The 14,287-nt window shown below is 71.6% G+C and carries 12 protein-coding genes; 6 read left to right on the forward strand and 6 right to left on the reverse strand.

Going from position 1 to position 14,287, the window contains the following annotated elements; genetic code table 11:
• Positions 1–272: 272 nt before the first annotated feature.
• Positions 273–1,247: an NADPH:quinone oxidoreductase family protein gene (locus GTZ93_RS14845; RefSeq protein WP_139916712.1), complete on the forward strand. Its 975-nt coding sequence runs from the start codon at positions 273–275 to the stop codon at positions 1,245–1,247.
• Between the two features lie 2 nt (positions 1,248–1,249).
• Here GTZ93_RS14845 and GTZ93_RS14850 read toward each other — a convergent pair whose 3' ends face one another.
• Positions 1,250–1,666 (reverse strand): hypothetical protein, encoded by a 417-nt coding sequence (locus GTZ93_RS14850; protein ID WP_139916714.1) that lies wholly within the window; start codon positions 1,664–1,666, stop codon positions 1,250–1,252.
• Positions 1,667–2,055: 389 nt separating this feature from the next.
• Between GTZ93_RS14850 and GTZ93_RS14855 the strand changes: the two genes are divergently transcribed.
• Complete coding sequence (locus GTZ93_RS14855; protein ID WP_139916716.1) at positions 2,056–5,073, forward strand: non-ribosomal peptide synthetase; 3,018 nt, start codon at positions 2,056–2,058, stop codon at positions 5,071–5,073.
• A gap of 13 nt (positions 5,074–5,086) precedes the next feature.
• Here the strand turns inward: GTZ93_RS14855 and GTZ93_RS14860 are convergent, their stop codons facing one another.
• Positions 5,087–6,358 (reverse strand): endonuclease/exonuclease/phosphatase family protein, encoded by a 1,272-nt coding sequence (locus tag GTZ93_RS14860; RefSeq protein ID WP_121754169.1) that lies wholly within the window; start codon positions 6,356–6,358, stop codon positions 5,087–5,089.
• Positions 6,359–6,646: 288 nt separating this feature from the next.
• On the opposite strand from GTZ93_RS14860, the gene GTZ93_RS14865 reads away from it, so the two are divergent.
• Positions 6,647–7,759 (forward strand): XdhC family protein, encoded by a 1,113-nt coding sequence (locus GTZ93_RS14865; RefSeq protein WP_139916718.1) that lies wholly within the window; start codon positions 6,647–6,649, stop codon positions 7,757–7,759.
• A 172-nt stretch (positions 7,760–7,931) separates the two neighbouring features.
• Entirely contained in the window at positions 7,932–8,519 is a 588-nt protein-coding gene (locus GTZ93_RS14870) for a nucleotidyltransferase family protein (RefSeq protein WP_139916719.1), read from the forward strand.
• Here GTZ93_RS14870 and rpiA read toward each other — a convergent pair.
• The 4 genes from rpiA to GTZ93_RS14890 form a co-directional block, all read right to left on the reverse strand.
• Positions 8,494–9,201 carry a ribose-5-phosphate isomerase RpiA gene (gene rpiA / locus GTZ93_RS14875; protein WP_120577289.1) on the reverse strand — a complete coding sequence of 236 codons (708 nt, stop codon included), beginning with the start codon at positions 9,199–9,201 and terminating at the stop codon, positions 8,494–8,496. The two genes, GTZ93_RS14870 and rpiA, sit on opposite strands and share 26 nt — an antisense overlap.
• A 27-nt stretch (positions 9,202–9,228) precedes the next feature.
• Positions 9,229–10,416: an AI-2E family transporter gene (locus GTZ93_RS14880; protein WP_139916721.1), complete on the reverse strand. Its 1,188-nt coding sequence runs from the start codon at positions 10,414–10,416 to the stop codon at positions 9,229–9,231.
• 112 nt (positions 10,417–10,528) lie between these two features.
• A complete protein-coding gene (locus GTZ93_RS14885; protein ID WP_139916723.1) occupies positions 10,529–11,656 on the reverse strand; it encodes a TPM domain-containing protein in 1,128 nt (375 codons plus the stop codon).
• Positions 11,650–12,267, reverse strand: a complete 618-nt coding sequence (locus tag GTZ93_RS14890) for a type II toxin-antitoxin system HipA family toxin (protein WP_139916725.1) — start codon at positions 12,265–12,267, stop codon at positions 11,650–11,652. The genes GTZ93_RS14885 and GTZ93_RS14890 overlap by 7 nt, the downstream gene beginning before the upstream one ends.
• 162 nt (positions 12,268–12,429) lie before the next feature.
• Between GTZ93_RS14890 and GTZ93_RS14895 the strand changes: the two genes are divergently transcribed.
• Both GTZ93_RS14895 and GTZ93_RS14900 read left to right on the forward strand, forming a co-directional pair.
• Positions 12,430–12,783: a VOC family protein gene (locus tag GTZ93_RS14895; protein WP_233597062.1), complete on the forward strand. Its 354-nt coding sequence runs from the start codon at positions 12,430–12,432 to the stop codon at positions 12,781–12,783.
• A gap of 120 nt (positions 12,784–12,903) precedes the next feature.
• A complete protein-coding gene (locus GTZ93_RS14900) occupies positions 12,904–14,247 on the forward strand; it encodes a hypothetical protein (protein ID WP_257979068.1) in 1,344 nt (447 codons plus the stop codon).
• Positions 14,248–14,287 lie beyond the last annotated feature (40 nt).

Raw genomic sequence — 14,287 nt, forward strand, 5'->3', positions numbered from 1 at the left:
TCTCAAACTTCGAGACTATCTCGCAACTGCTTGAAATGACGGAGGAACTCACGCAGCCCGGCGAAAACGGGGTTGAAGCTTCAAACCAGTAAGGCGGTTACTTCGTGGTTGAAGCGTCTGTCGGCGGATGCGTGCAATGAGTGAACGCCGGGGAGAAATTGCCGTCTCATTTATTCCCGACCCGGGTGGGTCCTTCATCACCGTTGACATCCAGGAGGGTTCTGGGGGCGGGGCAGGCGGGCTAGCGTCCCGCTCTCAAGGAGGCGACACACATGCGCGCGTTGCAGCTTCAGCGGCTGGAGGGCCCCGAGGGCCTGGCGATGGTGGAGGTCCCGGAGCCGGAGGCGGGGGACGGGGTCCTCATTGATGTGGTGGCGGCCGGGGTGAGCTTCCCGGATCTGCTGCTCACCCGCGGCCAGTACCAGATGAAGCCGGAGGTGCCCTTCGTGCCGGGAGTGGAGGTGGCGGGCGTGGTGCGCGCCGCGCCGGCGGGGGCACGGGTGAAGCCCGGCGACAGGGTGATGGGCTTCTCCTTCACCCTGGGCGGCTTCGCGGAGGCCTGCGTGGTGGCGCCGGAGATGGCCTTCCCCATTCCGGAAGCGTGGAGCTTCGAGCAGGCGGCGGGCGTGGTGATGAACTACCACACGGCGCACTTCGCGCTGCACCGGCGCGGGCAGCTGCGCCAGGGAGAGACGGTGGTGGTGCACGGCGCTGCGGGCGGCGTGGGCACCGCGGCCGTGCAGGTGGCGAAGGGCGCCGGGGCGCGCGTGCTGGCGGTGGTGAGCGACGAGCGCAAGAAGGAGGTGGCGACGCGCGCGGGCGCGGACGTCGTCCTTCTATTGAAGGAGTTCCAGGCTGGCGTGCGCGAGGCCACGGACGGCCGGGGCGCGGACGTGGTGCTGGACCCCGTGGGCGGCGACGTCTTCGAGAAGAGCCTCAAGGTGCTGGCGCCGGAGGGACGGATCCTGGTGGTGGGCTTCGCCAGCGGCCAGATCCCCTCCGTCACGGTGAACCGGCTGCTCCTGCGCAACGTCTCCGTGGTGGGCGTGGCGTGGGGCGCCTTCCTGATGCAGGCGCCGGAGCTGCCGGGCGAGATCGCCAGGGACCTGGAGGCGCTCGCGGCGAAGGGCATCGTCAATCCAGTGGTGGGCCGCGTCTTCCCCTTCGAGGACGGCGCGCAGGCGCTGCGCGAGCTGGAGTCGCGCCAGGCCGTGGGCAAGGTCGTCCTGAAGGTGAAGGCCGGCTGACGTCACTCCTCGGGCAGGGGCAGGGGCGTGGGAGTCCCTGCCTCGCGCTCCAGGACGTCCGCGGCGCGGGCATCCCGGGGCAGACCGAAGCGGGCGCGTGAGCACATGAGGAGCTGGCCCGCGAAGACGCTGTCCGCCAGCGCGTCCGCGTAGCGCCCGTGGGCCTCGCACAGGCGGGCCCGCTCATCCACCAGCCGGGCGAGGATGCGCGCCTGCTCCGGGTGGGCGAAGAGCCCGACGACGGAGCGCGCGTCGAAGCGGGTGAGCGTGTCGTACTCCATGCCCAGCGTCGTGATGCACACCTCGCGGATCCGCTCCAGGCACGCGTCCCAGGAGGCGCGCGAGTGGGCGATGTCCGGCACCGAGCGGCCAAGCTCGCGGACGGCGTTGAGCAGGAAGGCGTGTCGTAGCGAAGGCATCCGGTCCTCCACTACAGCCCAGCCCCCTTGAATCATCCAGCGCGTCAGGGGGTGCGGACCCACCCCGACGAATCAGGTTGCACCCACCCACTGGAGGCCCACGCGCGGCGGCGGCACACCCCCACGGGAAAAAGACAGACATCGTCACCCTGGCGTGGCGGTACGCGCCCGCGGTGTTCCAAAGATATATCCAGGCGGGAATGACATACACCGCGTGCGGGAGTCCCCTGACGGAGACGGGGGCGTGGATGACCCGAGCGTGTGTGTCGCAATCAAGACTCCGCGTGTATCACCGCGCGGTTCCTACGTATTGCGCGAACGCTGACAGTCTTTAGAATTTTCAAACGCGAAGCACCCGCGCGTGAGTCACCACATCCAAGGAATGCACCATGGCCCTTCCGTCCACGCTGCGTCTTCCCCCGACCGCGGAGATCGCCTTCGGCTCCACGGTGCTGAAGCAGCCGGAGCTGTTGCGCCGGGCGGCCCGGGTGGCGTGGAGGCTGCGGACCGAGTGGAACGTGCAGCCGGGAGACCGCGTGGGGTTGATGGTGGTGCCGGGGCCGGAGGTCATCCCGGCCATCCTGGGCATCTGGATGGCCGGCGCGGCCTACGTGCCATTGGATCCCTTCCTCCCCGACGAGCGGCTGCTGCGCATCCTGCGCGACGCGGGCCTGCGCGGCGTCGTCACGCAGCGCATGCACCGCGTCTCCGTGGGACTCCTGGAGACGTGGCTGGGGACTCCCCTGCCCTTCCTGGAGGCGGATGCGGCGGCGGTGGACGGCGCGGAGGACATCGACGTCTCGGACGTCATCGACGCGCCGCCGGACCGGCCCGCGTACCTCATCTACACCTCTGGCAGCACGGGCGAGCCCAAGGGCGTGGTGTGCACGTTCCGGGGGCTGGTGAACCTGGTGCACGGCGTGGGGCCGCTATTGGGCCTGGGGCCGGACACGCGGCACCTCCAGTTCGCCAGCATCAACTTCGACGCGTCCGTGTGGGAGGTGTTCCCCACGCTGTTCGCGGGCGGCGCCGTGGTGCAGGGCACGCGCGAGGACCTGCTGCCCGGACGGCGCATGGCGGAGTACCTGCGCCAGCAGCGCGTGACGCACCTGTGCCTGCCGCCGTCCGTGCTGGGGCAGTTGGGGCCGCACGTGGACACGCTGCCGGACGTGGCGTGCGTGGTGATGGCGGGCGAGCGCTGCCCGGCGCCGCTCGCGGAGCGGTGGCATGCGTCCGGCCGCCGCGTCTTCAACGCCTATGGCCCCACGGAGGGAACGGTCTGCGCGACCGCGTACCGGGTGAAGGGCGGCGAGTCGCCCGTGCCCATCGGACAGGCGCTGCCGGGCGTGCACCTGCGCGTGGTGGGGACGGACGGACAGGACGTCGCGGTGGGCGCGACGGGCGAGGTGTGGATTGGCGGCGAGGGCGTGGCGGAGGGCTACCGCAACCAGCCCGAGCGCACGCGGGAGCGCTTCCCCACGGACGCCCAGGGCGCCCGGTGGTACCGCACCGGTGACGAGGCCGTGCGCCGCGCGGACGGGGCGCTCGTGTTCCTGGGACGGATGGATCAGCAGGTGAAGCTGCGCGGCTTCCGCATCGAGTTGGAGGCCATCGAGCAGGCGCTGTACGCGTACCCGGGCGTCGCGCAGGCGGCGGTGACGGTCTTCGAGCACACGGACGCGCAGGGCCAGACGTCGGGCCTGCTGGTGGCGTACCACAGCGTGCAGGAGGGCCACACGGTGTCGCTGGAGGCGCTGCGCGCGCACCTGGGCGTCGTGCTGCCGGACTACATGGTGCCGCACCGCTTCGTGGAGCTGCCGCGCCTGCCGCTCATGCCCCACCTGGGCAAGGTGGACCGGGGAGCCCTGCAGCCCCCGGCGGACTGGGTGGGCGCCACCGCGTCCGAGTCCCGCGCCGCGCAGCCCACCTCGCCCTCGACGCCCGCCACTCCGATTGACCGGCTGTGCCGCGCCTTCGAGCGAGGCCTGGGCTCGGCCCCGGGCACGGTCACGGCGAACACGCACTTCTTCCAGGCGGGCGGTGACTCCCTGGGCGTGGCGCACGTGCTGGCCCAGGTGGAGGAGGACTTCGGCGTGTCGCTGCCGTCGCGCCGCGTGTACTCGCACCCCACGCCCCAGCTGCTCCTGCCCTTCTGCGAGGCCGGCGCGGCTCCGGCCGAAGCGGGCCCCCAGGGCGTGCGCGCCACGCTGCTGACCGACGCGCGGTCCGCCGCCCTGCCCCGGCTCACGGCCCCCGCGCTCGTCAAGCAGCCGCCGCGCACGCTCCTGCTCACGGGGGCGACGGGGTTCCTGGGCATCCACCTGCTGGCCGCGCTGGCGCCTCGCGTGGAGCGCATCCACTGCCTGGTGCGGGCGCGCGACGACGCGGAGGCGGGCGCGCGGCTTCGTGCCACCGCTCGCAAGTACGGCGTGCACCTGCCCTGGCGCGACGGGCGCATCCAGGCGGTGGCGGGCGACATCACCCGGACGCGGCTGGGGCTGGAAGCGTCCGTGCATGACGACCTGGCGCTCCAGTGCGACGCGGTGGTGCACTCGGCCGCGAGCATCAGCTACATCCTGCCGTACGCGGACGCGGGGCGGCCCAACGTCGCCGGTACGCAGCAGGTGCTGGCCTTCTGCGCGCACGGCCGCACGAAGCCCCTGCACCACGTGTCCTCGCTCAGCGTCCACGGCGCGGTGGGCACGCTGCTGGGCCTGGAGGAGGTGGACGAGGACTTCGCGCTGGAGCGCTCGTTGGATTTGATGTCCTACGAGAACGGCTACACGCGGGCCAAGTGGGTCGCGGAGAGGATCGCCGTGGACGCGCGCGACAGCGGCCTGCCGGTCAGCATCTACCGGCCGGGCTTCATCCAGGGCCACAGCCGCACGGGCATCGGCAACGCGGACGACATGCTGTGCCGGCTGCTGGTGGGCAACGCGCAGCTGGGCATGTCGCCGGACCTGCCGGACAAGTACTGGCTGCCGGTGCCGGTGGACTACGTGGCCAGCGCCACCGCGCACCTGGTGCTCACCCAGGCCCCGGGCGGCACGTACAACCTGGCGCCGGAGCGCGAACAGGAGCCGAGCCACAACGCCCTCTTCGACATGCTGGGCGTGCACGGGCACCCGGTGCGCCGCGTGGCGCCCGCCGTGTGGCTGCGCGAGCTGGGACGGGTAGGGCCGGACAACGCCCTCTTCCCGCTGATCGCGTTCCTGCGGGAGAAGGTCTACCACGGCACCCGCACGGTGCTGGAGCTGCACCACCGCACGCCGCGCGTGCGCACGGACCACACCCGCGCCGCGCTGGCGGGCACGGACATCCAGTGCCCGGACATCGACGCGGCCCTGCTGCGCCGCTACGTGAAGGACCTCTTCGCGCGCCACCGCTCCGCGGCCCTCGCCGCGTAGCGGGGGCAGGACGTCAGTGGTGCGGCGGGGACTTCACCTGTCCGTCGCCGAAGCGGTAGTGGGCCACCACCGGCTGGTGGTCCGAGGACTCGGTGGAGCGGTCCACCTCGAAGAGGACCGGGACCAGGGAGCGCGTCGCGTAGAAGTTGTCGAAGCGCTTGCCGGTGGCGTGCACCACGCCGTGGCTGTCCGGGTGCGAGGTGAGCGTGGCGCAATCCGCGATGTCCTGCAGGCGCCACCACGCGGGGCTGTGCTTGGGAATCTGGCCGGAGCTCAGCTCCTGACGGGCGTGATGAGGCGTCGTCAGCGAGTGGTCCGCCAGCCGCACGCGCACCGTCGTCGCGTGGCACACCGTCTCCGGAAGGTCCTGCTCCAGCGTGTGCAGCTCATGGCGCAGGCGCGGGTCCGCGATGTTGCCCACGCCGCGGTCGCCCACCGTGACGTTGTGCATGTCGTCGCCGTAGCGCTGACGGAACTCCTCGATGGTGTCCGTGTCGTTGTCCTGCTTCGGGTGCAGCAGGTGCGCCACCAGCCAGGAGCCGCCTCGCTTGATGGCGGTGTTGGCGTTGAAGTCGCCCAGCACGACGGCGGGGACGCCCTCGCGGCGGCTCAGGAGCGAGTTGAGCTGGCGCAGGTTGAGGGCGTTGATGGCCGAGTCCCCCAGCGCGTGGTGCAGGTTGTAGAGGTAGAGCGGGCGGCCCTCCACGTGGAGCTTCAGCCACAGCACGCCCCGGTCCTCCACCAGCTCTCCCGCGTAGCCCTGGCGCGCGATGGCTTCATTGCGCTCGGCGTCGGTGAGGACGTAGGTGAAGTGCGCGGCGTCCACGATGGGGTGGCGGCTGAGCCAGGCCTTGCCGTTCACCAGCCGGGTGCCGTCGTCGCCGTCGCTGCCCTGGTACGCCAGGTGGAAGCCGAAGCGGGACGCGAGCAGCACCGACATGGGCACGCCCGCCTCCTGCAGGCCGATGACGTCCGGCATGCGGTCCTGGGCCTCCAGTTGGGTGAAGTACTCCAGCAGCGCCTCCTGACGCTCGCCGCCCATGAGGATGTTGTAGCTCATCACCGTGAGGCCCGGTCCCCGGGGCGCGCGCGGCGCGGGGTGGTGCACGATGAAGGTGCGGCCGTCTCCCAGCCGGCGCTCGCTCGAGGGCAGCGGCACGGCCTGGAAGTCCGGCAGGGTCAGGGTGGGGTCACGCTTCGGCAAAACGTCCTCCTGCCCGCTCGGCTTGCGTCCGAGCAGGTGTCCAACGGCGGGCAGGTGTTCCAGCACTTCGGGCATCTTCATGCCGCCCTCCCCTTGCTGGGGCGCCAGGCCCGCGGGGTGCCATGAGCAAAGGGGAAGCGATGTCGGGCGTCATGCCGTCGCGCTTTGGATTCCACCGAGCCTCCATCAAAAGTCCTCCGCTCAAGTTCGTGGCGGGGGGCCTTGTCCGCCAGCGCCACGTAGGGGACGGGCGGTCGGCCGGATGGTTGCCCTGCGTGCGCCGGGCATGAATCGGACGTCGGACGGTGCACATCCGTCCGGGGCGGAATCGGCCCGGGCATGGGGCGTGGGTGGTTAGATGGGTAGGCGATGAAGGAACTCGATGACCTGCTGCGGGCATGCGGTCGCGCCTCCGGTCCGGTGGTGTTGGCGACGGTGGTGGCGGTGTCCGGTTCGTCGTATCGGCGTCCGGGGGCCCGCATGTTGATGGGCGCGGACGGCTGGCTCGCGGGCGGGGTGAGCGGCGGGTGTCTGGAGGGAGACCTCGTGCGCAAGGCCTTCTTCTGGACGTCGGACGGGCCGCGTGTGCTGCGCTACGACACCACGGGCGACGCCGCGGAGGACGAGGGCGGCCTGTCGTTCGCGCTCGGGTGCAACGGCGTGGTGGACATCCTGTTGGAGCGCTGGGAGCCCGGCCCAGGTGACGCGCTCGGCTTCGCGGCCGAGGCGCGCAAGCAGTCGCTGCGCGCGGTGGTGGCCACCGTGTACCGGGGCCCCGAGGACGCGGTGGGTTCGCGGCTGATGTTGCGCGAGGACGGCGTGTCGGAGGGAAACCTCAAGGGCGCGCTGCTGGAACCTGTGCGCGCGGCGGCGACGGAGGCGTTGGTGCGCGGCGTGCCCTGGAGCGGCGCGTGCGGAGGCGCGGAGGTGCTGGTGGAGGTGGTGGAGCCAGCGCCGCCGGTGGTGGTGTTTGGCAGCGGCTTCGACGTCGCGCCCGTGGTGTCGCGCGCGCAGGGGCTCGGGTGGCACCTCACGGTGGTGGCGGACCGGCCCGTGGAGCTGCTGCGCCGCAGGTTCCCTGGGGCCCAGGCGCATGTCGCGTCGCGGGCCAGCGAGGTGCTGGAGAAGGTGCCGCTGTCCGCGCGCAGCGTGGTGCTGGTGATGACGCACAGCCTGCCGCAGGACCGGGAGCTGCTGGAGCGGCTGGTGCCGCTGCCGGTGCGTTACCTGGGAGTGCTCGGGCCTCGCGCCCGGACGGAGCGCATCCTGCGGGAGTTGGCGCGCACGCCCACCGCCGAACAGTTGGAGAAGCTGCACGCGCCCATGGGGTTGGACCTGGGCGCGGAGGGCGCGGACGAGATTGCCCTGTCCATCATCGCGGAGGTGCAGGCGGTGCTGGCCGGGCGCGACGGGGGACGGCTGCGCGAACGGCAGGCGCCCATCCACGCGGAGGCCATCGCACCGGAGCGCAGGTCGGCGTGAGGGACCGCATCAGCGAGACGCACGCGACCGACGGGCTCGGAACGCGCACGGCGCACGCGCCGGTCCGCTCGTCCGCGCGAGGTTCTTCGCGGCGGGGACAGCCCAAGCCATTGGACGGCGGGCTGCTCGGAACGCGCACAGCGCATGAGTTCGCCCGCGCGCGGAGGCGTGCATGACCGTCGCCATCGTGCTGCTCGCCGCCGGTGGTTCTTCGCGGCTGGGACAACCCAAGCAGCTCTTGCGCCACGAAGGCGTGTCACTGGTACGTCGCGCGGCGGAGCGGGCCCTGGCCGCGAGCCCGGTGGTGACCGTGGTGCTCGGCGCGCGGCGTGACGACGTCGCAGCGGAGCTGGACGGGCTTGCCGTGCGGTGCGTGGACAACCCGGACTGGGCGCTGGGTCAGGGCTCGTCACTGCACGCCGGCCTGCGGGCGCTTCCCCCGGGTGTGGACGGCGCCCTCCTGATGCTCTGCGACCAACTCCGCGTGGACGCACCCCACCTGCGCTCGCTCATCGCCACCTTCGAACGCACGCGCGCGCCCATCGTCGCGTCCACCTACGCGGGCACCCGGGGCGTCCCCGCCCTCTTCTCCCGCGCCCTCTTCCCAGAGCTGGAGGCCCTGCCTCCCACGGGCGGGGCACGCGGGCTCATCGCCCGGGACCCTTCGCGCGTCGTGGAGGTCCCACTGCCCGGCGGCGAGGAGGACGTGGACACCGCCGAGGATGCCCTGCGCCTCACGCGCCCCGGACGCGGTGGGTGATGCCCTCCGGCCCGGCCACCAACAGGTCGGTGGTCAGGTTCAGGAACAGGCCGTGCGCCATCACCCCGGCGCGAGACTCCAGCTTCGCGGCCAGCGCCGCCGGGTCGCCAATGGGACCGAAGTCACAGTCCAACACCACGTTGCCCTGATCCGTGTGGTACGGCGCCCCGTCCAGCGCGAGCCGCACCACCACGCGCGCGCCCAGCGACTCCAGGAACAGCGCCTGCGAGCGCCAACCGAAGGGCAACACCTCCACCGGCACCGGCCACTTCGTGCCCAGCCGGGGAGACAGCTTCGCCGCGTCCACCACGATGATTTCTCGGCGGCTGGCCTGCGCCACCACCTTCTCTCGCAGGAGCGCCCCACCGCCGCCCTTGATGAGCGACAGGTCCGGGGCCACCTCGTCCGCGCCGTCGATGGTGAGGTCCACCACCGGGTGCACATCCAGCGTGGTGAGCGGAACGCCCAGCGACGCGGCCAGGGCCTCCGTCGCGCGCGACGTGGGGACGCCCACCACGTCCTTCAACGTCCCGGCGGAGAGCAGCGCGCCCAGCCGCCGCACCGCGTACGCGGCCGTGCTGCCCGTTCCCAGCCCCACCACCATGCCCGGCTGGATGAAGTCCACCGCGCGCTCCGCCGCCACGCGCTTCTGGGAAGCCGAAACACTCTCGTCGGTAGTCATGGAGGGCTCTAGGGAGGGAAGGCGTCTTCAGTGCGGCGTCCCAGGATGCCCGGAGTCGGCCGGGGGTGCACGCCGCGCTTCACTTCGCGGTGGAGCAAGTGGACCCGCCAACAGTGCCTCGTCCGCGTTCCCCAGTCCGGAAGGCAGGGCCGCCGCCAGACGACTCTCGCGCTTCCACGTCTTGCGACGCTCGCGCTGCACCTCCGTGAGCAACACCTGCCCCGCCGCCGCCGCCGGCACCGCGAGGATGACGCCCAACAGCCCCGCGACGGAGCCGCCCACCAGCGCCACCAGTGAGATGAGCAGCGGGTTCATCTTGATGGCGCGCCGCTGGACCAGGGGGCTGAACAGGTGGGCCTCGAACTGTTGGTAGACCATGAACAGCGCCAGCGCGAGGAGCGCCCGCCTCGAGCCCACCGACGCCAGCGTCGTGACGCTCACCAGTATCGCGGTGATGACGCTGCCGATGTACGGGATGAGCCCCAACACCATCGCCACCAGGCCGAGCGGAAGGAAGTACGGCACCCCCAACGCCAGCGACATGCCGGCCGTGAAGGCGCCGCCCACCGAGACGATGAGCAGCGTGCCGACGAGGTAGTTGCCCACCGCCTCGCGCATCCGGCCCACCACGCGGCGCACGCGGGGACGGCTGCGCGGGCGTACCCAACCCAGGATGCTCGCGTAGAGGTCGTGCCCGAAGAGCAGGCCGAATACGGCCAGCGCCAGCACCGTGACGCCCGCGCCCAGCAACTCCACCGTGGACGACAGCACGGTGATGAGCGGCCTGGCCAGCACGCCGGGCTCCATGTTGAACGCGTCCTGCGGATGCGACAGCACGCCGAAGTGCTCATCCAGCTTCCGCACCCAGGGGGCCTGGGTCAGCTCCGTGAGGAAGACCGGCGCCGCCTCCACCAGGTGCTGGAGCTGCTCCACGAGCAGCGGCACCAGCGTGAGGATGAGCAGGCCGATGACTCCCAAGAGCGTCAGCGCGATGAGCGCCACGCCCATCCCCCGGCGCAGGCCCCACGACTGCAGCCGGCGCACGACGGGCTCCGCCGCCAGTCCCAGCAGCAGCGCCGCCGCCAGCAGCGTGAGCACGGGCCCCAGGCTCTGCATCGCCGTGCCCAGCAACACGAGCAACACCACCTGGGCCCCGACCGACCACACCGTCCGGGGCGGTACGTAGACCGGGAGTCCCTTGCGCGCAGGCCTCATGCCCCCAAGGTAGGGAGCACCCTCCAGGCAGGCGACGGGCCTCCACATGCCGTTCTGGGTTGACCCAACGTGGAGATGGCGCCCGGCTGGTGGGCAGGCGGGCAGCCAGGGGCTACCAGGAGTCGCTGCCGCCGCCCCAGTCCGAGGACGAACTGGACGAGTCACTGCTGGAGGACGACGAGGAGTCGTAGCTGGACGAGGAGTCGTAGCTCGAAGACCCGACGCCGCCGCTCCAGTCCGACGACGAGGTACCGCCTCCCGAACCGGAGGCGCCCCAGGTCCCGCGGCTCTCCGGGTACCACACCCTCCGGAAGAGAAGGATGCCCAGCGCACTGAACATCACGGCCACGGGAAACGCGAAGAGGGAGCCGAACACCAGCCAGAAGAGGAAGTCCGCCAGCTCGAGGAGGGGGTCATTCTTCAACCAGCTGTTGGCGAGGATCAACATGGGCGCGAAGAGCAGCCCCAGTCCCCAAAACGATGTCGTGTACCGCTGGAACAGCCTCCATCCCCAGAAGAACACCCCCATCAGCACGCCATACGCGACGAGGATGAACAGCGGGGACCTGGGCCCGGACCACCCGACGGAGACGAGCGCGGCTGCCGGCAGCACGCCCAGCAGCGCCGCCATCGTGAGCCCTCTCCGCCCCCGGAAGCCTGAGGCCTGGACCTGGAGCAGCAGCCGCGCCATCACGCACGCCGTGATGAACAGCGCCACGAGGAACCAGGCCGACTCCGCCGAGGTCCAGGGCGGTGTCGTGGCGCTGGCACCCGAGAACTCTCCGGCGGACACCTGCGCATCCACGCCCGCGATGATGGCGAGCAGCGCCGGTTCGAACCGGCCCTCGCGCAAGTACGGTCCCTGCGCGTGCAGCAAGGCCGTCGCCTCACCATCCGTCAGCGATGCCTCCAGTCCGTAGCCCACCTCCATCCGGGAGCGGCGGTCCGCGCGCGCGATGACGAGCAGCAGGCCATTGTTCTGTCCCGCCACACCGCCCTTCCACTGGCGGAAGGCGGCCTGCGCGTAGTCCTCGATGGGCTGGCCCTCCGTGGTGTCCACGAGCAGCACCGCCATCTGCACCTGCTTCGCGGCGCGCAGGTCCACCAGGGCCTTGGCGACCGTCTCCGTTTCGCGCGAGGTCAACATCCCCCGCGGATCCGTCACCGGCCGCGTGATGGCGGGAATCGCGGCCAGGGCCAGCACGGGCAACAGCAACGTCAGGAGGACGATCTTCACCATGAGGACACCTCCGAGGACAACGGCAGCGAAGGGGGCAGCCCGCTCAGGCGGACCACCCAGCTCGTGGGGAAGGAAGCAGCGGAGGCGTTGTACGCAGCGGCGCGCTCGTCATAGCGGCGCTGCTCCACCGCCACGCGGTTGTCCGCGCCCGCCACCTCCGCGTCGCGGTTCAGACCGGGCGTGAGCTGATCCAGGCGCGCATGCAGGGTCTCACGGCGCTCCACCACGTTGCGCACCTGGGACCGCTTCTGCGCCACCTCCGCCAGCGTGGTGGTGAGCCCGTTGCGAACGACGAGCCCCGACACGGCCAGCACGCCCGCGAGCGCCACTCCCGCCCACGCGCCCTGCTTGAGCCTCGCGCGGCGCTGACGCGACAGCCGCTCACGGGCCTGGGCCTCGCGGGCCTGCTCCTCGCGGCGGCGGGCCAGCGCCTCCAGCGCCTGGTCCACGTAGCGCGCGGGGATGTCCAGCTCCTCGCCGATGCGCCGCAGGTCATCCGGGGTGAGCGTGTCCGGCGCGGCGTCCTTCTGCATCAGCCGGGTGGCGGTGGCGATGAGCTCGTTGACGTCGTCATAGGCGACGGCCCCAGGGCCCTGCCGCGTACGTGTCACGTCACCTATGAAACCGTCCCCTTGCCGCTTCGGCCCGGTCCCACCCGGATCCGCGCCCGACGATACGTCACTTCCATCCCGGGCCTGATAATGGCCCTCGTGTGCGTGGCGCCCGTCCATCGCTCCGGGCAGACTGCCGCGCCCATGGACAAGCCCCAGACAATGCGGTCGTTCGTGAAGCTGCTGGTGACGGATGCTCAGGCCTCCGTGAGCTTCTATGAAGGCCTCGGCTTCGAACGCATCGCGTCGGAACCTCCCATCCTCCGCCTCCAGTGGGGCGGCGAGTCGGACGTGTACCTCGTGAGCCCTCCTCCAAACCTGAAGCTGGAGGGACGAAAGGGCATGGGCGTGCTCGTGGGCTTCCGCGCGGGCTCGGAAGGCGTGGACGCGGTGGCCGCGAAGGCGGCGGCGCTGGGCGCGCACGTGGAGGGCCCCACGGTGCAGCCCTGGTACACCCGCGAAATCGTCGTCACGGACCCGGACGGCTACCGGCTCAACTTCATCGAGCCCTCCTGAGGCCCTGCTCCCACTTTCGCTCCACGCCCCGTTCCCTTAAGGGGCGTGGAACGAACGATGGAATCCACGCCGTTGCGCGGACCCGGGGATGCCGCCCCGACACTTGATTGCCCCAGCGGCTTGCGCCAGCCTGTCGCGGCCTCCGTGAGCACGCCCCGCTACTTCGTTCCCCACGCCGCCAGCCCGGTCGAACCCGTGCCGTGCGATGCCTCGGAGGTCGTCCACGTCCTGGACGCCTTCCGGCTGGAGCCCGCGTACCTGGGCGAAGCCGAGTGGCTCGTCTGCACCGACGTCGTGGGCCAGCTCCAGCTCATCCCCGGCAGCGAGCGCGCGCGGCTGCCCGCGTCCGTGCAGACGCAGCTCGCGCACCACGAGGTCGCCTCCGGCAAACCTCCGCGCCGCCTGGCCGCGACGGAGCTGTTCTTCTTCTCCCCGGAGGTGGTGGAGCACCCCTCCAACACAGAGGGCTTCAACGACCCCGTCTACCTCTACGGCACGCTCACGGGCCCGTGGCCGGGCAGCGCCGTCACGCGCGTGAACGGGCAGCTCACCGTCACCCGGGGCGACGTGCTCGCGGGCTTCGCGCATGGCGCGCAGGACGCCTTCCACTACGTGAAGGACGCGGAGAGCCGCGACGCGCCTCGCGCCTACCACGCGCTGTTGCCGGGTGACCGCGCGGATCAATTGGCGCAGGGGCGAGGGCTCGTCCTCACCTACCCGGCGGTGCCCGCGGAGTTGCAGGCCCACCACGCCGCCAACGGCGCGCAGGTCGCGAGCATGCTGCACGCGGTGCTCACCCAGCTCCAGGACGACGCGCACACGAACCAGGGGCCCCAGGCCATCGCCTCGCTGGAGCTGCCCGTGCCGAGCCGCGCGATGGCCATCGCGGACCTGGAGCTGCGCGGCTACGAGGTGAAGGGCGACATCGCCACGCCGCGCCCCACGAAGGGCGGGCTGGTGGGGAAGCTCGCCGGCTGGCTCCAGGACGAGACCGTGCGCGTGCCCCGGGAAGCGCCGCCTCCCGAGTTCCTGGAGCTCGCGCGCCGCGTGCTGCCGCTCCTGCCGGGCTGGCCCACGGAGACGGAGCGCACGCTGCGCGCCCATGTGTCCGCGGGCACGCTTTCTCCGGGCACGCCGGTGATGCGCCCCACGGTGCCTCGCGCGCCCACGCCGCCCGCGTCCATCCCGCCGCGCCTGCCCACGCCGCCCGTGCGCTCCAGCGACTGGATGCAGGACTTCATCGGCGCGCATGGCAAGCCCGGCGGCGCGAAGCCGCGCCTCACGCAGCTGCAACCGAAGCCCGCGCCCCGGCCGCCTCCCGCGAAGCCTTCATCCCCGGCCACATGGCAGACGGACTTCGGTCCGGCCCCGGCCGCGCCCGCCCGTCCGGCGCCCAAGCAGCAAGAGAAGGCGCCCGCTCCGCCCGGCAAGAAGCCGGACTGGATGAGCGACTTCGATGACTGACCCCGTCCGTTTGCGGTGCTCGCACACCGGGCGATAGCGT

It is taken from the genome of Corallococcus exiguus (genome assembly GCF_009909105.1).
Taxonomy (GTDB): Bacteria; Myxococcota; Myxococcia; order Myxococcales; family Myxococcaceae; genus Corallococcus; species Corallococcus exiguus.

Coding starts and splice junctions, on each gene's coding strand:
- GTZ93_RS14850 (WP_139916714.1), bottom strand. CDS start 1,666: ATGCCTTCGCTACGACACGCCTTCCTGCTCAACGCCGTCCGCGAGCTT.
- GTZ93_RS14855 (WP_139916716.1), top strand. CDS start 2,056: ATGGCCCTTCCGTCCACGCTGCGTCTTCCCCCGACCGCGGAGATCGCC.
- GTZ93_RS14880 (WP_139916721.1), bottom strand. CDS start 10,416: ATGAGGCCTGCGCGCAAGGGACTCCCGGTCTACGTACCGCCCCGGACG.
- GTZ93_RS14885 (WP_139916723.1), bottom strand. CDS start 11,656: ATGGTGAAGATCGTCCTCCTGACGTTGCTGTTGCCCGTGCTGGCCCTG.
- rpiA (WP_120577289.1), bottom strand. CDS start 9,201: ATGACTACCGACGAGAGTGTTTCGGCTTCCCAGAAGCGCGTGGCGGCG.
- GTZ93_RS14860 (WP_121754169.1), bottom strand. CDS start 6,358: ATGAAGATGCCCGAAGTGCTGGAACACCTGCCCGCCGTTGGACACCTG.
- GTZ93_RS14845 (WP_139916712.1), top strand. CDS start 273: ATGCGCGCGTTGCAGCTTCAGCGGCTGGAGGGCCCCGAGGGCCTGGCG.
- GTZ93_RS14870 (WP_139916719.1), top strand. CDS start 7,932: ATGACCGTCGCCATCGTGCTGCTCGCCGCCGGTGGTTCTTCGCGGCTG.
- GTZ93_RS14865 (WP_139916718.1), top strand. CDS start 6,647: ATGAAGGAACTCGATGACCTGCTGCGGGCATGCGGTCGCGCCTCCGGT.
- GTZ93_RS14895 (WP_233597062.1), top strand. CDS start 12,430: ATGCGGTCGTTCGTGAAGCTGCTGGTGACGGATGCTCAGGCCTCCGTG.